This window comes from Streptomyces melanogenes, assembly GCF_014649795.1.
Taxonomy (GTDB): domain Bacteria; phylum Actinomycetota; class Actinomycetes; order Streptomycetales; family Streptomycetaceae; genus Streptomyces; species Streptomyces noboritoensis.
In genome coordinates this window covers 1-18858 of the sequence record NZ_BMTS01000044.1, presented here as the reverse complement: position 1 = coordinate 18858, position 18858 = coordinate 1, and the positions used below count along the sequence as shown (strand labels likewise).

Sequence of the window (18858 nt, the reverse complement as noted above, 5' to 3'; positions counted from 1 at the left end):
CGCATGACGTTAGATCCCCGCTCCAAACTGCTGCCCACACCAGCACAACTACGGATCGCCGCCGTACTCGCGCAAGGACGGGACACCGCCGAAGCCGCCGCCGAACTGGGGCTGGCCACGGGCACTGTCTCGACCACCCAGTCCACCGCCAACCACCGGCTCGGAGTAGGTCACCGCTACGCCTACATCCACACCTGCTACGTCCTCAACCTCCTGGCCCGGCCCGTACCCGCCGCACCTCCCAACGGCGGCGCGGAACCGCACGAGGTAGTGATCTTGTGGCGCCTCGCCCTGGACGACAGCCACCTGGAAGCCGCCACCCACTGCCACCTGTCAATGACCGCCCTGCAACGCAGACTGCAGTTGTTACGGAAGCGGTGGCAGGCGGCCAACGAATGCCACCTGATCACACTCGGCTGGGCCTACGGCGTCCTCAACGCCTCCCGCGGCAGCGCCGGCCACCAGCTGGCCCCCTCAGTCAAGGCCCCTCTGCCCTCCGCTCGCTGAACCTCAAGGAGTCGTTCTCGTGTCCGCCCACCAGCCTCTTTCCACCAAGCCTTCGGCAGGCGAGACAGCCAATGCCCCCGCTGCTCAGGGAACATCGCCGCCCGTCCTTGCCTCCGCGCTGGTCACCGATGCTCGCGGGCGGGTACTTGTGCTGACGCACCCCCGGCCCAGCGGCGGAGCCGCGGTGAGCCTTCCCGTCGTCCAGTGCACGGGTGCTCATCCCCCGCAGGCAGAGCTGGCCAACGCCCTCTACAGCCTCGTCGACGTGCATCCCTACCAAGGGAAGAGGCTGCTGGCCGTCGACTGCGAACAGTGGTCTGCCGTCCTGTCGGTCGTGTGCCACCTCTACTTGTTCGGTCCGCTCGATGAACACCAGGCCCGCCGCGCTACGCAGACCCCGCCACCGGTGACTGCTCAGTGGCTGGCGCCCGAGGATGCAATCCCCCTGTTCCCCGATGCTGTCGTCGACCGGGTGCGCGCGGCCGTCGACGCGTGGCACTCCGGCTCCATCGCCTACCTGGTGGGTGGGCGTGTCCAGCCCGGCTCCCCCGCCGGCTTTCCGCGGGGGCTGCGCTCGTTCGTGGAACAGAGTGTCGCCGTCGACACGGATCTTTACCAGGCTCATCGTCCGAAGGTGCTCGCTGAGGTGAACATTGTGCTGACCGATGCGGGCGGGCGTCTTCTGCTGCTCCAGCCGACGTCCTCCCGCAGCCAGTTGTGGGAGTTGCCCGGTGGAGGGATCGACAGTGACGCCGGGGAGGGCCCGCGTGAGGCCGCACGCCGGGCCCTGCGGGACCAGCTCGGTCTCGACGTCCCACTCGGCCGACTCTTGGCCGTTGACTGGAGTCATGGCGCACCGTGGCTGAGCCGCATGACGTACGCCTTCCACGGCGCCACCCTCGGTGAGCATGATCTGGCTCGCATCCGGCTCGTCCCCCACCGCAACGCGGCGTGGCGCATGGTCAGCGTGGACGACAGCGCGGCGCTCGTCAGCGAACCGTCACTCCGGCGCCTCGACGCCTGTGTGACGGCCCTGTGGAACAACACCGGCCCCCTCGAACTGACCTCCGGCACTCCCTGCCACTGAGCCGGGCCGGTGACAAGGAACGGGGACCTCGCGATGACCTCACACCCGCACTGCCCCCTGTGCATGGCACGCGCCCACACGGCAGGCCACCCCCTGCCGGAGGAACCCGAGGCAGAGTCGCCTCTCTCGCCGACAGCGGTCCTCACCGGCTGCGCCATCGCGCTCCTGGCCGTCGCCGCCTGGAGCCTCATCATGTGGTTTCTGTACAGGGCCTTCGGCTGACCCGCACCACGGCGGCCTTGCTGCGCCACCAGGCAGAAGGTAGCCGCCGACGTCACGGCTGACCGGAAGCAGTCCTCACGCTGCGCGGTGGGGGCAGTTCACTGAGAACTTCGCCCGCATCCGGGTGGAGGAACCGAGAGGGAAGGAGCACCACATGGCACACCACACCGAGCCGTCACAGTCGGCTCAGACCGGCTTGCTGGTGGCCGTTGAGGAACTGGTCGCTGTCCAGGACCGCTACGACAGCCTCCGTTCGGACAACGCCGGATCGTCTGGGGATGCCCCCTGGCCCGGCGGCGACGGCAATCTGACCGACGTCGAGTAATTCGCTGAAGGTGGAGGCCCGCCCAGGGCGGGCCTCCACTGGTGATCCGTCCCATCAGAAGGAGGTAGTCATGGAGCACCGGTTGATCAATGCCATCGAAGGCGCGCTGGGCTGGAAGGGGGCCGCGCAGGTCGGGACGGCGTTCGTGCGCGGGCGCTGCGACGACACGGGGCTGCTGTCACGAGTTCTGACCCCCAACCGGCTGCTGGACATCGTGATGCGGCGCAGTTTGAACCGTCCGCAATTCCGGGTCTTCCAAAAGGGCGAAGAGGTCCATCCGGCGGTGTACGTTACGGACACTGTCAGCCCGCGGGGGCAGAGCATTCCCATGGTCAACATGTACCGGCTCGGCGGGCTGCTGGATGAGGGCGCGACGCTCATCCTGGACCAGCTCAACGTCTTCGACCCCACCATGGAGGTGGCCTGCCGCGCCCTGCAGTGGTGGTCACACGAGCGGGTGCAGGTCAACGCTTATCTGACGACGAATGAGGCTTCTGGCTTCCCGCTGCATTGGGACGACCACGACGTAATCGTTGTCCAGCTCGCCGGCGAGAAGAAGTGGCAGGTCCGCGAGACCACTCGTACCGCTCCCATGTACCGGGACGCCGATCCCAACAGCATCCCGAGCGACACTGTGCTCTTCGACGGCGTGCTCCAGGCCGGTGACATCATGCACATTCCGCGAGGCCACTGGCATCAGGCCACCCGCGCGGAGAAAGGCAGCGGGTACAGCCTTCACGTCACCTTCGGTATAACGAAGCGCACCGGCGCGAGCTGGCTCGCCTGGCTGGGTGACTGGTGCCGTGAACACGAAGTGTTCCGCCACGACCTCGACCGCCAGCACGCAACCGGCCATGCCTCCCTCATGGAGGCAGCTGCCCGGCTCCTCGTCGAGCGCCCGCCCGCAGACTTCCTTACGTCGTACGAACACAACACGGCCCCGGGCCGCCATGTGCCGTTCCTCGACATCTTCGGGCCCCTCGACACCGTGGTCTGCGCCACCCACTTCCGTCCTGAGATCCACACCAGCGGCAATACCGTGCACGTCATCGCGGCCGGGAAGCGGCTCACGCTGGCGGCCAAGGCACTCCCCGCGACCCGGGTGCTCCTCAGCGGGGAGCCCATCGTGCTGGACGAGGCCGCGGTCGTCGTCGGTGCCGAGGTGCACGACGTAGCGGAAATCTTGGTGAAGGAGGATCTGTGCGCGCCGCTGTCCGACGAACTGTCCTCGGGTTACACCGGTCTCGTCACGAACGCCGTCTGCTGACGGGTGCACTGGATCTCGGCGTCACCACCTTCGATACCGCCTACGCCTACTTCCAGTTCCGCTCCCACAAAACTCTGGCCCAAGTGGCGGGCGATCTGCTGCCGAAGTTCTCGGTGTCTACAAAGGTCGGCTACTTCCCCGATGGCCATTCACTCGATCCTGCCCGTCTGAGCACAGCGGTTGATGAGGCGGTGCGGGATCTGGGACGCGAGCCGGAGTGGGTGCTCTTGCACAATCCCGAGCACTCCGCCCCGGCAGGCGATGCGCTGGCCGAGGCGTGCGGCGTGCTCGCCGACGCCGCAGCCGCAGGCCGGTGCGGAGGGTGGGGCGTCTCCACCTGGGACCCACGCCCCCTCCTCGGCCAGGTCAACACACTTCCCAGTCCTGGGGTACTCATGCTGCGCTGCGGCCTGCTCGTCGGGATCGACATCCTCGATTCCGCCGAACTCCTCGCCACACAATGGCAGCCCTCATCGGTCTGGGGCATGAGCCCGTTCGGCGGGAGCACGGCCACGCCCGTCTGGAAGACGTTCGACCCGCGGACCTTCCTGCGTGAGGACGACTCAGCCACGCCCGTACAGGCTGCGCTTCGTACCGCCTTCGAGCTCCCGGTGGTTGACGCCGTGGCCGTCGGGACAGACGACCTCGGCCATCTCAAGGAATCGGCCTCCTGCCTGACCTACGAGGTCGATCACACGATGGTCAGGCAGTACCGCGACCTGCTGCGCAGTCGTCAGGCCGACTGAAGTTCCCGCACCGTTTGCTCTGCCGCGGCGCGGGCTGCTGTTAGGCGCGGGTCCTGCGGGTGGGCGTGCGGACCAAGGATCTTCGCTGCGGCGAAAAGAAGCATGAGCTTGCCGTCCCGGCTCTCCAGATCGCCTCGCCGCTCCTGGCGGACGCGGTCGGCCAGAGCCGGGACCGCGAGGGAGGCAGCCCACAAAGTGGCCGTGTCCAGCCCTCGAGGGGCAAGCCCCCAGTCCTCCCAGTCGAACAGGCAGAACGTCGGCGCGGTCATGTTCGCCCAGTTCAGGTCCGCGTGCGCAGGCGTCCACTCGTCCACCCTGGTGTCGACGCCGGCGAACACGCTCCGGATGGTCTGGGTGACCAGTTCCTGCGTGATGGCCTCGGTGTCAGGAGTGGCAATGCGGTGGGTGCGCTGCGTGGCCAGTGCACCCAGGGACGCGTTCAGCGCCGCCCACCACGGGTCCGGCAGGCCCGGGTCCTCACTCACGATCGCCGAACCGACGGGCTGCCCAGCAAGGAGCGCGGTCTCATCGGCCCGCCACATCACTGGCTCCTCCGCATCCCGCCACGCCACGCTGCCGTACCACGCTGGTTTAGCGACCCCGTGCAGGGCTTCGGCAGCCGCAGTCCCGTCCCCGCCCTGCGAGCCGATCCGGTCGAGCCCACGCCTTTCGATACGTACCCAGCTCTCCCGGTCCGTGCGCGCCCCCACCGACCGGCGCTTGCGCACGACGGACGCCCGGTCAAGGCACACATGCAAAGCACGTTCCACACGGGCCAGTGCTTCCTCGATCGGCTCTTTGCGGAGATCAATTACGCGGGACACGGTCGCGGTCATAGGCCCGACCGTAGCAATCAGCCGACGCCGTGCGCTCGGCAACCGCCCCCACGCCGGGTTCCGATTCCCTGCCCGCCCAACAAGCCGCCGCAGGCCCTTAACGGATGGGGCAGGAAGGCGGTGAACGCCCGGACTGAAGATCGATGCGCTCGCGGCGGCCCGGGCCGAAAGATCCGCATTCACAGGGGGGACTTCACGTAGTGAAATGTCGTGGTCGGGTCCATGGTCGGGCCCGTCAGGACATGTGTAATCCTTTCGTGACCGTGGTCGGGCCCTCTTGGTCGACAAACCGGTCGGGGCCGCGTGCTGCGTTGACCAGGACAGGCACCGCCGGGCAGCAGCCGCCCTCCCCGGTACGGACGGGGGTCCCGGGTGCCCCGGCCCCCACCCGGAACAGGAAGCCGTGCGGACGGCTCTGGAGGCAGTGGCAAACCAAGGCGGGCTGACTCCACCCGTCGGGGCCACGGGCCCCAACCATGCTCACGGGCCACCACCGGGAACCTCTGCTTGCCATGGCCAGGGCTCATGGTCGAGCCCACCACGCCCCCGCCCTCCCGCCGCGCAGCCCCGGGGCGCAGCTCAACTGCGCAGCTGCGGATAAGCGTTGCGCAATCAGTCTGCGCAACCGGGCATGGAGTCTGCGCAGTCGCCGTGCACACCATGGCTGCGCAACCAGTCGAAAAGTCCTGAACCTCCGATGCGCAATTCCGCATGACACACGGCACAGCCGTTCAGCCACTCTGACCGGGCTACCGCCAGCGCGTGGGCACGCGGATGCGGTGACGGCACCGCATGTGCTCGCTCCCAGCGGCCGACCTGGGGACCGCGCGCTGCTGGTCACATCTTCCCGTCGGCCCGGGCCCCGGGCCGTGGTGGGGGCCATGGTGGGGCCGACCACGACCCCCACCACGACTCTGTGACCTCTTCGTGACCGTGGTGGGGGTCTGGTGGTAGGTGGTGTGGTCGGGGGCAGCAGGTATCTGCAACGTCAGCAACTACATGTTCTGACCCGGGTCTTTGACCATGCTCTCCGGCATGCAGGCCGCACAGAGCCACCCTGCCTCGCTGACACCAGCAGGCGTGCAGCCGCAGCGAAACGGCACCACGTCCGACTCTCCTGCCTGGCAGCCCAGGCCATCTTCGTCTCAGGGCCCCGTCACGCTGACAGTCGCCCCCATCTGCAGCACGACACCGGTTCACGCAGCCGTCCCAGCCGGCCTACGCCAATGCGCAATGTCGTAGCCGCCGATCCAGCGCACTATGCGCAGCTGTTCGCCAACGCGTGGCTGCGCAGCGGCACTGACGAGGTGCCGAATGCGCAGGTCCGACGTGCGCAACCGATGGTCCGGACGACAAGCTGTTCAACGCCAGGAAGGCCTGAGCGCCAGGTCCAAGATCCGCATGTGCGTGAGCCTGTCGGCTGATCGTGGACATCGTCCGAGCAGATCCGGGTGACTATGCGCAGCCGTGACATTCAGTAGTTCTGGGGGCTTCCGCGCCTGGGCGGTGCGACCGGGCTACCCACCACCTCCCGCTGTCCCCTGAACCGGGGTCGCATGCAGCGGCCCGCGATCACACCGCCGTGGCCGACGTCACTCAGTGGACGCAACAACAGGGATCCTGCCCAATTTCGGGCAGAACATAGGCAGTTGACACCTTCGATACTAGAGTTGCGCCATGATCACTGCCTCCGCACTGGGGTCCTTCGCACTGATCGTGGGACTCCTCACCCTCACCCCCGGCCTCGACACCGCCCTCATACTGCGCACCGCTGCCCTGGGCCGCCGCACACGCGCCTGGGGGGTCGTCATCGGTATCCAGAGCGGCACCCTCGTGTGGGGAGTGCTCAGCTCCATCGGCGTCACCGCCGTACTGACCGCCTCCCACCTCGCCTACACGGCACTCCGCTGGGCAGGAGCGGCATACCTGGTGTGGATGGGAAGCCGCATCCTGGTATCGACCCTGAACCGACGGACCGGGGCCGATCCCGGCGAGGGCGACCCGGCACACGAGCCGGACGCCGACGACAGTTTCAACAGCGGCTGGCGCCAGGGCGCTATGACGAACCTGCTCAACCCGAAGGTGGGTGCCTTCTACATGGCCATCCTTCCCCAGTTCATTCCCGCCGGGGCCCCGCACCTGACCACCGGCACCCTGCTCGCTTGCGTGCACATCCTGCTCGGCACGCTCTGGTCAGGCGCACTGATCGCCTTCGCCCGGGCATTCCGCGCCGGCCTTCAACGCCCCGCAGCACGCCGGGTCCTTGACCGGATCAGCGGCACGGTCATCGCCGGCCTCGGCCTCCGCCTCGCCCTCAGCGACTGATCACCACCACACCCCCACGGAACACGACACACCACGGACAACACCACCAGACCGGTCCGCCAACAGCGGGCCGGCAGGCCAGACGGTGGGCCGGGAGCTGAAGCGAGGGGCGGCAACGACCTCGCAGGAGACGGAGCGACCGCCCGCCCAGCCCATTCGCGACGGCACGCAGCGATCCGGAGCGGCCGGAGGCGGCTCGCCGAGCCGGCCTCGACTCTGCCGCCGATCCATTCAACGGACGTCCTCCACCGGCGTGTTGGGCTGCCGCCAAAGACGCGGCGCACCATCAGCCGGATCCTCACCAGCGTGCCAGCTCTTGAGGGGTCGGTCAGGACGGACCCCGTGGAGAGCCGGGGCCGTCTTCCCTCGATGGCTGTGGCCGCCGGGGTGGGCGACGTCCAGTGCCGCGGCGACGAGGTGAGCGAGCACGGGTCCGTGGTGCAGAACAGCAACCGGCCCGCGGCTCACGGTGCAGGGGCGCAAACAGAACACGGCTTCTCGTGCACAGGCGACAGACCCACCACCCCCGATGGTGCACCGGGACCATACCTGAAGCACCACCGGGGCTCCTAGCGTTGCCGGGCATGACAGGCCAGCTGACCTGGACCCACACCCCATCAGAATCCGGGAACACCACCCCGCACCCCCCGGCCCGGAACGGCGGGTTGAGCACGTCGCCCCAAGCTGCGACTGCCCCACCCGCCAGTGAGGTCCAGCGCCTCCGGATCCCACCCACCCGACTGGGGGCGCTCAACACTCACCGGCGTGCCGGGCCCGTGGATCTGCTCGATCCGCTGGGCCCGTTGTCCCCGCGCATGCACCAGCTCCTGACCGACGGTGACCGGCACGGCGCCTACACCCATGGTTCCCTGCAGCGCGGCGGCCACAACAGCGCCGCCTCCGACCACGCCTGGGCGGTCACGCGCGCTGTGGCAGCGGGTGCGGTGCGGGCGGGCTGGAGCCGCGCCGCGTTCGTCCAGGTCCTCCTGGACGGCCCCTACCCGGCCGGACAGCCCGCTCGCACCCTCCAGCACCGCCGCGGCTACGACAGAGCCGTCAGCTGGCTGCACCGCGCCTTCGACGGCGCACAACAGCACCTCCAGACCCACGACCCGCTGTGCGGCCGACAGGACTTCCACGCCGCCCTCGCCACCTACCGTGCCCGCATCGAACGCACACCCTGGCCAGGCACCGCCGCCAAAACCGACTTGCGCAACCTGGCCGCCCGCCTCGACCTCTGCACCCGGTCAGGTGGCTGGGACCACACCGTGTCCGAACGCGACCTCGCCGAACGCATGGGATGCGCCCGCACCACCACCCACCGCTCCAACCAACGCCTCCTGAACGCACGGCTGTTGCGCCAGCTCGACCACGGCTCCCCCACCGAAGGCGCCCGCTGGATGCTCCTGGCCCCCACCGGCACCGGCCCCCTCACCCTGTCCCACCACGCATCCACCCCCCAACGGCCGCAGGCTGGGGGGGCCATGAGTGGACCCACCACGAGACACAGACACCACAGCAACGGCAACAGCGACAGCAGCGACGGCGGCAGTGACGCCGACCTTGACTCCCACACCGCCGCACGATTGATGAGCCTGGATGCCTTCGCCCACCGGGGGCTCAGCGGAAGCGGACTCGCCATCCTGGCAGCGCTCGCCGAACACGACGGCCAGACACCGGCCGAACTCCGAGCCAGCGCCTCCATCTCCCGCGCCACCACCTACCGCCAACTCACCACACTCACCCACCTCGGCCTCACCCGACGCGAAGGCGAACTCCTCCACCTCACGCCCGCAGCCCTCAACGGCACCGGCCAGCCCGGCCCCCGCTGCGAACACCCGGCCACCACCTGGACCGACGTCGCACAACGCCTGGGCGTCTACGGCACAGGTGAACGCAGACGACGACACCACCACACTGAACGTGCTCACTGGCAGCACACACAACTCCGACTGGCAGCCCGGAACAGACGAATGCAGCCGCCGCCCCCGCCGATATCACCGGTTCACTTCACGCAAGCAGCCGACACCCGAGCCCACACCACACGCGCGGCTCTCACAGCACTTGAACATCCCACGCCCTCAGAACACATCCCACACAACCCCGGCCACCGAAGAGCCCCCTCACCAACGGCACCAGCGCACCCGGAACCCACGCACACCTCACCCACCCCCTCAGAGACCAGAAACTGAGGAAAGCTTCAAGGCGGGCGAACGCACAGCCGACAGACCCTCCCCCGCCAACCGGCGAACGCGTACACGGGGTTCGGGTGCTCCGGTTCACCCCCGCCTGCGCGGGGACCACCCAGTTGGTGTCGCCCGCTACAACGACGGCTCCGGTTCACCCCCGCCTGCCCGGGGACCACCTCACCACCCGCGTACCGTGTCATACCTGCCGCGGTTCACCCCCGCCTGCGCGGGGACCACGCCGTCGCCGTGTCGATGTCGACACCGACGCGCGGTTCACCCCCGCTTGCGCGGGGACCACGAGTGCGGCTCCGTTCCCGCCACACGGGAACGGGGTTCACCCCCGCCTGCGCGGGGACCACTTGCTGATGCCGGCCGGGTCGATGGCATCGGTCGGTTCACCCCCGCCTGCGCGGGGAGCAGCTCGTCGTATGGGGTGGCGAGGACGTAGATTCCGGTTCACCCCCGCCTGCGCGGGGAGCAGCCTGTAGGTGGGCTTGGCCACCGTGGTGGACTGCGGTTCACCCCCGCCTGCGCGGGGAGCAGCCCGCTGCACGGCCCAACGTCCGTCGGCGTTTCGGTTCACCCCCGCCTGCGCGGGGAGCAGGGTCTCGGGGAAGCGGCTGAGCCGTTCGCGGCCGGTTCACCCCCGCCTGCGCGGGGAGCAGGCTTCGTGAGCTGGGGTTCTCACGGAGGTTTGCAAGTTCTTGACCCTCCTGGATACGCACGGGCCAGCGGCCGCAGGACGTCGCGTCTTGGCACGGGCCGGTTCCCTTTCGTTCCTGATCCCGCAGATTTCGGTCATGGTGCCGCCGCCCTTGGCCGGGAACGTTCCGGCCGCACAGCAGGCCATGCCCGTTGCCCGTCTCAGGCCTTCAGCGCAGGGTAGCGTCCCGGCAACGCACCGGCCACAACCACGAGTTAGCCAGCCGACTGGGCGCTCTGCCCACTGCCGCACCTGCGACCTCCGGCCCGGCGTCGGCACGCGCAGCCCCCGCCCGAATACGGGGAGATCACCGACCGACCACACACCACGGCGTGGCCATCCGCTACGGGACTCGCAGCCTCGGCGACGATCACCCTGGGCAGGGTCTACGGGCAGCGCACCACGATCGCCGCCATGACCATCACTGGACACGCCAACCGGGACATCAAGGCGGTCCTGCGCTGCCGCCTGGGAGCAGCCGCCGTAACCGTCGGCGCGTACGCGGTGAGGTTCGTCCGCATCACCCTCACCGCCGCCCTCGCCCACACACCACCTGCGGAAAGCAGGAGCCGCGACATCCGCATCCGCAACGATGCAGCCATCCGCTTCCCCCGGGACACGACCCTTGCACGCCACGAACCGGCACCCCGGCCACGTCCGCCACACCACCCACGCCGGCCCCGCTCTGACCCGGCTCACCTACGCGTGGCTCCTCCTGCCTTCCGGCGGGAGGAGCGCTCTCGTCACGCCGCCTCATAATGATGTGCCCGTCCGCCCCGCCATTCGATCACCGCGGAGTCCCCGGCGACCATGTCCTCGGCACTCGTCTCATCCAGGCCCGACTGCCGCAGGAACTCGACAAGACCCCGGTCACTGTGCGCCAGGCCGACGATCTCCCCGCGCACGGTCACACGCCGACCGCCACTCCCGCGCGACCAGTGCACGACTACCGGCGCCCCGTCCATGCCTCCAGAATGCTCCGAACCACTCACTCCAGCACACCAAGGACGGTGTCGGGCCGGCAGAAGTCGCAGGCCTGAACGCCCTCGGTGAGGGCGGCGAGAGCCTGCTCGCGGCCGACGGCCGTGGGCAGGCCGGACGCCATCGAGCATCCGCCGACATCGACACCTTCGGGCAGCCGGGCCTTGCCGGCACCTCGCCGCACGTAGGCCATCACCCAGCCCGGCGGAGGCGGGAGCGGCCGGCGGGCCACTTCCTCGACGGCCCGCCGCCGCTCACGCTCAATCCAGCGCCGCGTCCGGGCCAAATCGCCCACCTGCACGCGCTCCAGGAAGAACAGAGCAGCAAGCCCCGGAGACATACTCTCGGGCATATGTTCGACGGCGGGTGACTCCGAGACGGTCCCCGCGCCCAGTGCCCCTGCCCTGTGCCATCGAAGGTTGATGATCATTAGGTTCGTGCCATAGCTTGAGTGGCGCGGGGTGCTGGTCGCCAGGGGTGGCCGTGGGGGGCTCGCGGGGGTGTTCGCGGATCCAGACCTAGGGGCGTATGACCTGGGGCTCTTGGAAGGCGGTGTGCACGTTCGGCGGTCGCTTGCCTCTCTCACCTTCTAGAGCCAACAAACCCAGTAGCTGTTCGGCGCGAACTCTGCATACCTTCGACCGCATGGCTGACGACTCCTTCGGGCATCCACGGCTCGCCGCGATCTATGACGCGCTCGACCCTGACCGCAGCGATCTCGATCCCTACCTTCGGATGGCGGATGAGTTCGGGGCGCGCCGAGTGCTGGACATCGGCTGCGGAACAGGGGTGTTCGCACTTCTCCTGGCTGATCGCGGGATCGAGGCCGTCGGTGTCGACCCCGCCCTGGCGTCCATCGACGTCGCTCGCGACAAACCGGGCAGTGAGCGGGTGCGCTGGATCTGCGGTGACGCGGCGGACCTCCCGCCGCTGCAGGTTGACCTCGCGACGATGACAGCGAACGTTGCCCAGGCCATCGTTGATCCGCAGCCGTGGCACAAGACGCTACGAGGAGCCTACGAAGCACTACGGCCTGGCGGACATCTGGTCTTCGAGACCCGCGATCCGGCCCGACGCGCCTGGGAAGGGTGGACCCGCGAGAACTCCTACAGCGTCACGGAGATTTCAGGCGTCGGCTCCGTCGAGAGCTGGGTCGAACTCACTGAGGTGAGGTGGCCTCTGGTGACATTCCGCTGGACCTACGCGTTCGCCACGGACGCACAGGTGCTGACGTCTGATTCGACGTTGCATTTCCGAGAGCGGGACGAGGTCGAGAGGGACCTGGCCGCACACGGCTACGTGGTGGAAGACGTTCGCGATGCGCCTGACCGACCAGGAAGAGAGTTCGTCTTCCTGGCGCGACGTCCGTGAGCTCCAGTGATCCACGCCACTCAAACGTGGATGGCACACGCTTAAGGTTCTATCGCGCAGGACAGCCCCTGCGTCGCGTCGCATCGAAGTCCGCGCGGTTCTCACTGAAGAATGACTACGCAGGTCAGTTGTGGTGCGGGGGGCGGCGGGCGCCGACCTCCGTGGAGTCGCGCAGCGCGTGGGCATACGGACCTCCCACGTCATGTGCCTGCGGCCCCGGCGGGTAGCGGAGCGTGAGGACCTGAACCGCATCCCCGGCCAAGCGGGGTTGTCCGGGGAGACGGAGGATGCTCGGCTCGCGTTCCAGAACGACTTCGCGCAGGCGCAGATGCTGGTCCCTGACGGTGTGCTGGACGCCGCCAACCGCGTACGGGTCGCCCTGGCCGATGCCCACAAGCGGTCCAGACAGCTCGGCGACGCGTCGGCTACCAACGCTCCCACGGGTGAGAAGCTGCGTGCGTTCCTGCTGCACATGCGGGAGGAGATCACGCAGATGCAGGCGGTGATGCGTACAGATCTGGGAGTCGGGTCCGGAGTGCCCGTGCCCTCGGAGCGGCCCGGCGCGTACCCGCCACCGGGCGCCTGAGGGATCTCAACAGAGCGGGGGCCGGCGTGTGATTGTGGTCCGGGAATGCCACGTGGTCACGGATCTCCCAGCCGACTCGCCGTACAGGTCATCGCTACCGGCTGGAGGCGACGTCGCGGGCTGCGTAGGCGAGCAGTTCACCGATGGCCGCCTCGTCGGAGACCGGAGGCTGTCGACGCCACTGCGTCAGCGTCTCCCGCACGGTGCACGCCACAACCTGAACGTGTTCCGCCAGGTCGTTCTCGAGTGCTGTCACATCGCCGTCGGTTGTGCGGCCCGTGACGACGATAGTCCCGGCCAGCGGGTACAGGGGAACGCCCCGCCAGGCACTCGCCAGCGCCCAGGCGGTCAGGTTCTGCGGGAGGCCCAGCGTGCGGCCGCTGCCATGAAGGTGCAGCACGGCACGGTGGTGGTACACACCCTGGTCGACGACATCGGGGAATCCGACCTGCACACGGATCAGGGAGAACGGGGTCGTCTGCGGCAGGTCGAGCTCGGTGACCGTGGTGTCGGGGTCAATGCGCAGGGCGCGCATGGTTCCTCCTCCGTCCGGGGTGCGGTTTATGGCGTGTCTGGGGTGGGTTGGTGGGTGAGTGTCTGCCAGCGGCGCTCGAAGTCCGCGCGTTCCCCGGCGACCAGGGTAGGGGTGATCGGTTTGTTGTACTGGGCGGTGATCCCCCGCTCCCCGCACACCCGCGCCACCTCTACCAGCACGGGGTCGTCGGTACGGGCCCGGTGTTCGGCCCAGACGTGGTAGATGCGCCAGCGTACGAAGTGGCGGCGCAGGTTCGCCGCGCTGATGCGCTTACCGCCGCGGCCCAGCAGCCCCTTCTCGGCGAGGTAGGCCGACAGCTCCTCATCGGTGGGCTCACCGCCGTGTTCCTCCTGATACTGCCTCCACTCGAGGTAGTACTTGTCGGAGGCACTCAGACCGCCGTCCCTGCTCTCACGTGGCCAAGACGGCGGTGCGTCGAGGGGAGCGTCGATCCGTGGGCCGCGCTGCTGCCTCGCCCCCTGGGCCGCAGCACCGACAGGGACCGACCGCGCACTCCCCATCTGCGGCAGCGGTTCGTCGGCTTTCTCCTCGCCGATATCGGCCGCGGCCTCGGAGGGCGGCTGTCTGCTTTCCCCTTCTCCCTCCGGGAAGCGCCCGACGACGTCCACGGTGTCTTCCTCCGTGCTGGGCTGGCTCCCCCCACCGGTGATGCGGTTCCCCTCGTCCGCATCCGCCGCCAGGTCGGCCGCATCCGGGCTGGTGGCATGTTCCTGGGCGCTACGCCGAGCGCTGGAGAGGCCGTCCCAGGAGTGGTTGCTCGGCTGGGGTGGATCAGAGGCTGCCCGTCGGTGGGTGTGTGGTGTATAGCGGTGGTGGAGGGCGTGGAGCAGGAGCTGGACCTGCTGTGCGGAGAGCGGTTCGCCGGAACCTGTGGCGATGCCGAGGACGTCGCGCAGCCACAGGGCCCACTGCGTGGCGGACGGCTCGACCCTAAACTCGGCAAGGAATGCCTCGTAGGCATCGGCCAACCGCCCACCAGCGTCTCCTGCCGATTGCCGCGTATCACCCGAAGGCGCAGATGTCGCCGCCGCGGCTTGCCTCGACGACGATGCTGCCCTTTCCCGACTCACGATCTCCGTCTCAGTATCGGCAACACGCTCGCCCGGTGAAAACGCCGGCCGGGCAGGGGCGCGGGCCTGCGCGATAGGGAGGAGGAGTGGTTCCTCGATGCCGGCTGCGGCGAGGCCCGCCGGGCCGGTGTCGGCGAGCGGGACGCCGAACTTGGCCAGGCGCAGCGGCATGAGCGACTCGACGGGCGCCTTGCGGCGCCAGGCGCGGCCGTAGCGGGCCTGGAGGCGCGCTTGGTAGACGAGGCGGTCCTGTTCGAGCTTGATGACCTGCTCGTAGGAGCGCAGTTCCCACAGCTTCATACGGCGCCACAGGCGGAAAGTGGGGACGGGGGAGAGGAGCCAGCGGGTGAGGCGGACGCCTTCCATGTGCTTGTCGGCGGTGATGTCCGCGATCCGGCCCACCGCGTGGCGGGCCGCTTCGACGGCGACGACGAACAGGACCGGGATGACGGCGTGCATGCCGACGCCGAGCGGGTCGGGCCAGGCGGCCGCACCGTTGAAAGCGATCGTGGCGGCCGTCAGCAGCCAGGCCGTCTGGCGCAGCAGCGGGAAGGGGATGCGGATCCAGGTCAGCAGCAGGTCGAGCGCGAGGAGCACACAGATACCCGCGTCGATGCCTATCGGGAAGACGAGGGAGAAGTTCCCGAAACCTTTCTTCTCCGCGAGCGCGCGCACCGCCGCGTAAGAACCCGCGAACCCGATCCCGGCAATGACCACCCCACCCGCCACCACCACCCCGGTCAGGACCCGGTGCGTACGGCCGAACACCACCACCTGCTCGCCCCGTGCTGACACCAGCAGCCGCTCCTCCCCCGGCACCGGACCGCCAACCAGCCGCACAGGCCGCCAGCGCCGTAGAGTTCACACTCTGCCACAATCAGCGCTATCTGCCCGAACGTCTTTTGTGCGACTGCTGCGTCCCTCCTTGCCCACCCGGATCACGCTGCTGGCCCCACGAGTAGCCAGGACACTCCTGAGACTCATGTCCGGCCGCTGTCGCTCGCCGATGACTACCAGCGATAGGGGTAGTTCCCTGAAGGGAAGGGTCGCTGATCCACGACGCTGTTACCCATCACGCTCACGGCGACGGCACATGACCCGGTGGAAGCTGCCCAGGTTCGGGAGTCCACAGTTCTTCGCTGGGAAGTACCTGACGCGCTTCAATGCAGTACTCGAGGTCGAGGTCGAGTTGACCTCCCGGAACAAGATCAGCGATCTTCGGCAGGAGCGCAGTCGGAACGGGGTAGACGTTGTACATCCACGCATCGTCGCCGCGGTCGAAGTATCCGCGAACCTCAACGATGTCCTCGCGATCCAGCACGGCAATTTCAACCCGCTCGTGATCACCACGCCAGACCACAAGGTCCCACGCGACGTTCATCCCCTCTCCGAAGGGATACGGCCTGCTCACCACCAGCCTCCTCAGGTCAGATTGGGCTCCACCACGCTATGCGACATGGCCAGCGGCCCGATCACCGGCATCAGCCTGATGCCGACCGTCCCCTCAGAGGATCCGCGCCCATCGGCGGCTGCCACACGACTGAGCTCCCGATCGCCGCCGCCCGCCTGCTGGCGAGGGGGCCGATGTCAGCTTACGGCGGTGCGCCGCACGCTCAGGTCGACGAGCTGGACACCCTGCAGATCCTCGCAGCCCGCCGCTATGTCTCCACCCGCCGCCAGCCCTCTGTGCCCCTTCGTCCTCCGGCGGATCCATGAGCTCGGCTCTCCAGCAAGCCGGTCACAAGCGCAAGCTGAGCCGCGGGGTGGTTGAAGAGCTGTCCGGCTGGCCGTCCTCACCGTGCTGCGGCCTCGCCTATCTGCGGGCACGCCGTCTCGGTGGACGCGGTGGAAGACCGACGGGTGTCCGGATCCTCTCGTCTTGCCGCACGGCTTTCGGGAGTGGGGCGTGCGGGCAGGCGGCCGGGGACGGGAGGGCAGTGGGCGGCGGCTGGCATCAGGGGTCGCTCTCCAAGGCACAGACCGCCAGCGAGCGGGGAAATCCCAACTGCCGGGCTGGATGGAACGCGTCCAGGCCGACGACCCGCCCGCACTGCACAACATGGTCAACGGCTTCCGCCGCGACATCGCCGCCTTTTCCCCCACCTGGAGCTCGGGCCAGGTCGAAGGACAGGTCACGCGAACCAAGCAGCGGGGGAAGCATGCCGACTCGCGTACGACAGCGGACCGATAGCCGATGGCGAGAAGCTGTTCGCCGCCTCGCTGCGCGCCTCCTCGACAGCGGCGACGTAAACCCGGGCGCGGTCACGCTGGCGTTCTGGGCGAACCTCCCCCGAGGGCCGCACCGTGTTCTTCGACGCACCGCCCCGCATCCACTCCGTGACCCCGGCCACCCACACCCTCAGGGCCAGCGAGGAAGGCGACCTCGGCCACGCCGCCCAACGCCGTCGACCGGATCGAGTGGCTGCGGCGGGACAACAAGTAGTCAGCGCGCGGGATCGCGCTCCAACTCGTGGGCCAGGGCGTGCGGATCGGCAAACGCGATGAGATCCGAAGGCCCGTGAGCGAGGGTCATAGCGGGCGAGGCGGCCCGCGATGCGCCCCATGGCCACCTCAACTGCAGGAGCTCATCGAGGCGGAGGTAACCCGGCCGCCTTCTTGACTCAGCTCCGGACGGCAAGCTGGAGGGCATTCCGCCCAACACCCCGACCTTCGACCGAATGCCGGCCATTGACGATGAGCCAAGTGAATGGAACGGCGGAGCCCACGCAATATACACAGGCTCCGCCATACAGCCAGCTCCCACCTCCCCTTAAGCCCCCATCTCACCGGCATATCGCGATCCAGAGTTCCAAAAATCACGAGTTGGCGAAATTGTTAGAACTCAGCGATTCATGCAGCGTTCCCGCCTAATCGAAACCCCTATGCAGGACACTCTGAGGATCGATCCGCGCTTCGGAAAGGAACCGAGATAGCACCTCTGCAGGATGGAGGTCGCCGATCGCCGTGAGGATAAACCCTGAATGAGGCGGATAATTCGCCTCTCTGACGAGAGCAACCTTGGTTCCATCACTCAATAGGAACGCAAAAGTGACCCACTCCGCGAGGTCGTCGCACGTGATCTCACTCTCTCCCCATTCCTGTTCGAGCGACTCGACTTCCAAGTCGATTTGCGCCACAAAATTCTGCGGCACCCCTTCAAAGAATTTACTGTCGATTCTTTTCATTTCCTCACCTCGGTGACGATGATGGGAATCGATGCCCATTCTTCACCATCCTTCATAAAGCCTCGCACGCCGCTCTCTACACCCAGCTCCCACGAGACATAACCGTTAGGTGTCCTGTTAGTCGGCTTCGGCCGGACCGTCGTATAGAATTCAACGCTTCCCGGAGGCGCGTCAGGCGGTATAGGCCCTCGATGCGCCTGGGCCGTCGGCTCACCACCCCACCTGGGTATCCTCCCCCAAAGCTCACTTGATTCCGCAATCATACCGGCCTGCTCGGGAGTAGCTGTTTTTGATCCCTTTCGGTGAAACGGTCCGTACAGGGTCACGGGAGGCTCTTGGGCAGCCCCGGCCGAAGCGAGGGCCTTGCTGGCCGCAGATCCACCAGCTCCAGCAATTTCACCACCACCCTTTAGGAGTTTCTCCGTAAGATGCTTGAACACTCCCCCAAGGTTGAACATGCTCGCTATTGTTGCGGCGGCATCTCCAGCATCAAAGGCTCTGGTGTCCTTGTCTACGCCGTGCTTAGTGACAAAGTCGTCGTACTGCTTGGTTGCTCCGCTGCAGTCCTCCCACAAGCAATAGGGAGTAACCTTAGTTAGAGCCTCTGCACCAGAAACGACACCGTGAAGGACTCCTCCAAAGAAGTCCTTGAAGCTTCCCTGAGGGCGCGGGTCGATGGGCTCGAAGTGGCAGTTGGGCTTGTAGGCGGGGTATGTGGCACTGCAGTCTGTGCCGCTACTGCCCCCGCTGCCGCCTCCAGCGTAGCTGCCAGTGAGCCTTTTCCAACCTGGTTCCGGCGTGCGGCTGTTGGGCTGACAACGTGGTGAAGCCCCTGGTAGATGGGTTTTCGACCAAGAGAACCGGCTCCACCAGAGGCTTCACATGCTTGTCTACCCGTCGGG

Annotated in this window: 17 protein-coding genes and 1 CRISPR repeat array; of the genes, 9 read left to right on the top strand and 8 right to left on the bottom strand. The window is 67.8% G+C overall.

The features are described from left to right. The first annotated feature begins 3 nt into the window (after window positions 1-3). The 5 genes from IE252_RS40670 (at window position 4) to IE252_RS40645 (ending at window position 4154) form a co-directional block, all read left to right on the top strand. A complete protein-coding gene (locus IE252_RS40670) occupies window positions 4-507 on the top strand; it encodes a hypothetical protein (protein WP_190094550.1) in 504 nt (167 codons plus the stop codon). Window positions 508-526: 19 nt separating this feature from the next. Continuing rightward, a complete protein-coding gene (locus IE252_RS40665; RefSeq protein WP_190094549.1) occupies window positions 527-1594 on the top strand; it encodes an NUDIX domain-containing protein in 1068 nt (355 codons plus the stop codon). 376 nt (window positions 1595-1970) lie between these two features. Continuing rightward, window positions 1971-2141, top strand: a complete 171-nt coding sequence (locus IE252_RS40655; protein ID WP_190094547.1) for a hypothetical protein — start codon at window positions 1971-1973, stop codon at window positions 2139-2141. Window positions 2142-2211: 70 nt separating this feature from the next. Further along, window positions 2212-3408: a JmjC domain-containing protein gene (locus tag IE252_RS40650; protein ID WP_190094546.1), complete on the top strand. Its 1197-nt coding sequence runs from the start codon at window positions 2212-2214 to the stop codon at window positions 3406-3408. After that, window positions 3342-4154, top strand: a complete 813-nt coding sequence (locus IE252_RS40645; RefSeq protein ID WP_190094545.1) for an aldo/keto reductase — start codon at window positions 3342-3344, stop codon at window positions 4152-4154. Before IE252_RS40650 ends, IE252_RS40645 begins: the two co-directional genes overlap by 67 nt. Here the strand turns inward: IE252_RS40645 and IE252_RS40640 are convergent. Next, entirely contained in the window at window positions 4142-4990 is an 849-nt protein-coding gene (locus IE252_RS40640) for a hypothetical protein (RefSeq protein WP_190094544.1), read from the bottom strand. The two genes, IE252_RS40645 and IE252_RS40640, sit on opposite strands and share 13 nt — an antisense overlap. Before the next feature lie 1677 nt (window positions 4991-6667). Between IE252_RS40640 and IE252_RS40635 the strand changes: the two genes are divergently transcribed. Both IE252_RS40635 and IE252_RS40630 read left to right on the top strand, forming a co-directional pair. After that, the gene (locus tag IE252_RS40635; protein WP_190094543.1) at window positions 6668-7315 is read left to right on the top strand and encodes a LysE family translocator; all 648 of its coding nucleotides are present in this window, start codon (window positions 6668-6670) and stop codon (window positions 7313-7315) included. A 776-nt stretch (window positions 7316-8091) separates the two neighbouring features. Then, window positions 8092-9507, top strand: coding sequence for a helix-turn-helix domain-containing protein (locus IE252_RS40630; protein WP_229849125.1), 1416 nt, complete (start codon window positions 8092-8094; stop codon window positions 9505-9507). Between the two features lie 84 nt (window positions 9508-9591). Then, a CRISPR array of direct repeats spans window positions 9592-10165; the repeat unit is 24 nt; unit sequence GGTTCACCCCCGCCTGCGCGGGGA. A gap of 785 nt (window positions 10166-10950) precedes the next feature. Here the strand turns inward: IE252_RS40630 and IE252_RS40625 are convergent. Then, a complete protein-coding gene (locus tag IE252_RS40625) occupies window positions 10951-11172 on the bottom strand; it encodes a hypothetical protein (RefSeq protein WP_190094541.1) in 222 nt (73 codons plus the stop codon). Window positions 11173-11195: 23 nt separating this feature from the next. Then, window positions 11196-11528, bottom strand: coding sequence for a DUF6233 domain-containing protein (locus IE252_RS40620; RefSeq protein ID WP_190094540.1), 333 nt, complete (start codon window positions 11526-11528; stop codon window positions 11196-11198). A 305-nt stretch (window positions 11529-11833) separates the two neighbouring features. On the opposite strand from IE252_RS40620, the gene IE252_RS40615 reads away from it, so the two are divergent. Together IE252_RS40615 and IE252_RS40610 are read left to right on the top strand one after the other, a co-directional pair. After that, a complete protein-coding gene (locus tag IE252_RS40615) occupies window positions 11834-12559 on the top strand; it encodes a class I SAM-dependent methyltransferase (RefSeq protein ID WP_190094539.1) in 726 nt (241 codons plus the stop codon). A 178-nt stretch (window positions 12560-12737) separates the two neighbouring features. Then, window positions 12738-13145 carry a hypothetical protein gene (locus IE252_RS40610; RefSeq protein WP_190094538.1) on the top strand — a complete coding sequence of 136 codons (408 nt, stop codon included), beginning with the start codon at window positions 12738-12740 and terminating at the stop codon, window positions 13143-13145. 94 nt (window positions 13146-13239) lie between these two features. On the opposite strand, the gene IE252_RS40605 is transcribed toward IE252_RS40610, so the two are convergent. The 5 genes from IE252_RS40605 to IE252_RS40585 form a co-directional block, all read right to left on the bottom strand. Continuing rightward, window positions 13240-13680, bottom strand: a complete 441-nt coding sequence (locus IE252_RS40605) for a hypothetical protein (protein WP_190094537.1) — start codon at window positions 13678-13680, stop codon at window positions 13240-13242. A 26-nt stretch (window positions 13681-13706) separates the two neighbouring features. Then, on the bottom strand, window positions 13707-15566 hold the full coding sequence (locus IE252_RS43745; protein ID WP_229849124.1) for a DUF2637 domain-containing protein: 1860 nt from the start codon (window positions 15564-15566) through the stop codon (window positions 13707-13709). Window positions 15567-15849: 283 nt separating this feature from the next. Continuing rightward, window positions 15850-16182 carry a hypothetical protein gene (locus IE252_RS40595; protein WP_190094536.1) on the bottom strand — a complete coding sequence of 111 codons (333 nt, stop codon included), beginning with the start codon at window positions 16180-16182 and terminating at the stop codon, window positions 15850-15852. 1456 nt (window positions 16183-17638) lie between these two features. After that, the gene (locus tag IE252_RS40590) at window positions 17639-17956 is read right to left on the bottom strand and encodes a hypothetical protein (protein ID WP_190094535.1); all 318 of its coding nucleotides are present in this window, start codon (window positions 17954-17956) and stop codon (window positions 17639-17641) included. Next, complete coding sequence (locus IE252_RS40585) at window positions 17953-18531, bottom strand: hypothetical protein (RefSeq protein WP_190094534.1); 579 nt, start codon at window positions 18529-18531, stop codon at window positions 17953-17955. The genes IE252_RS40590 and IE252_RS40585 overlap by 4 nt, the downstream gene beginning before the upstream one ends. Window positions 18532-18858 lie beyond the last annotated feature (327 nt).

Excerpts from the sequence above, each read along its gene's own strand:
- IE252_RS40640 (WP_190094544.1), bottom strand. The coding sequence starts at position 4,990 with ATGACCGCGACCGTGTCCCGCGTAATTGATCTCCGCAAAGAGCCGATC.
- IE252_RS40590 (WP_190094535.1), bottom strand. The coding sequence starts at position 17,956 with ATGAAAAGAATCGACAGTAAATTCTTTGAAGGGGTGCCGCAGAATTTT.
- IE252_RS40615 (WP_190094539.1), top strand. The coding sequence starts at position 11,834 with ATGGCTGACGACTCCTTCGGGCATCCACGGCTCGCCGCGATCTATGAC.
- IE252_RS40605 (WP_190094537.1), bottom strand. The coding sequence starts at position 13,680 with ATGCGCGCCCTGCGCATTGACCCCGACACCACGGTCACCGAGCTCGAC.
- IE252_RS40655 (WP_190094547.1), top strand. The coding sequence starts at position 1,971 with ATGGCACACCACACCGAGCCGTCACAGTCGGCTCAGACCGGCTTGCTG.
- IE252_RS40625 (WP_190094541.1), bottom strand. The coding sequence starts at position 11,172 with ATGGACGGGGCGCCGGTAGTCGTGCACTGGTCGCGCGGGAGTGGCGGT.
- IE252_RS40650 (WP_190094546.1), top strand. The coding sequence starts at position 2,212 with ATGGAGCACCGGTTGATCAATGCCATCGAAGGCGCGCTGGGCTGGAAG.
- IE252_RS40620 (WP_190094540.1), bottom strand. The coding sequence starts at position 11,528 with ATGTCTCCGGGGCTTGCTGCTCTGTTCTTCCTGGAGCGCGTGCAGGTG.
- IE252_RS40670 (WP_190094550.1), top strand. The coding sequence starts at position 4 with ATGACGTTAGATCCCCGCTCCAAACTGCTGCCCACACCAGCACAACTA.
- IE252_RS40635 (WP_190094543.1), top strand. The coding sequence starts at position 6,668 with ATGATCACTGCCTCCGCACTGGGGTCCTTCGCACTGATCGTGGGACTC.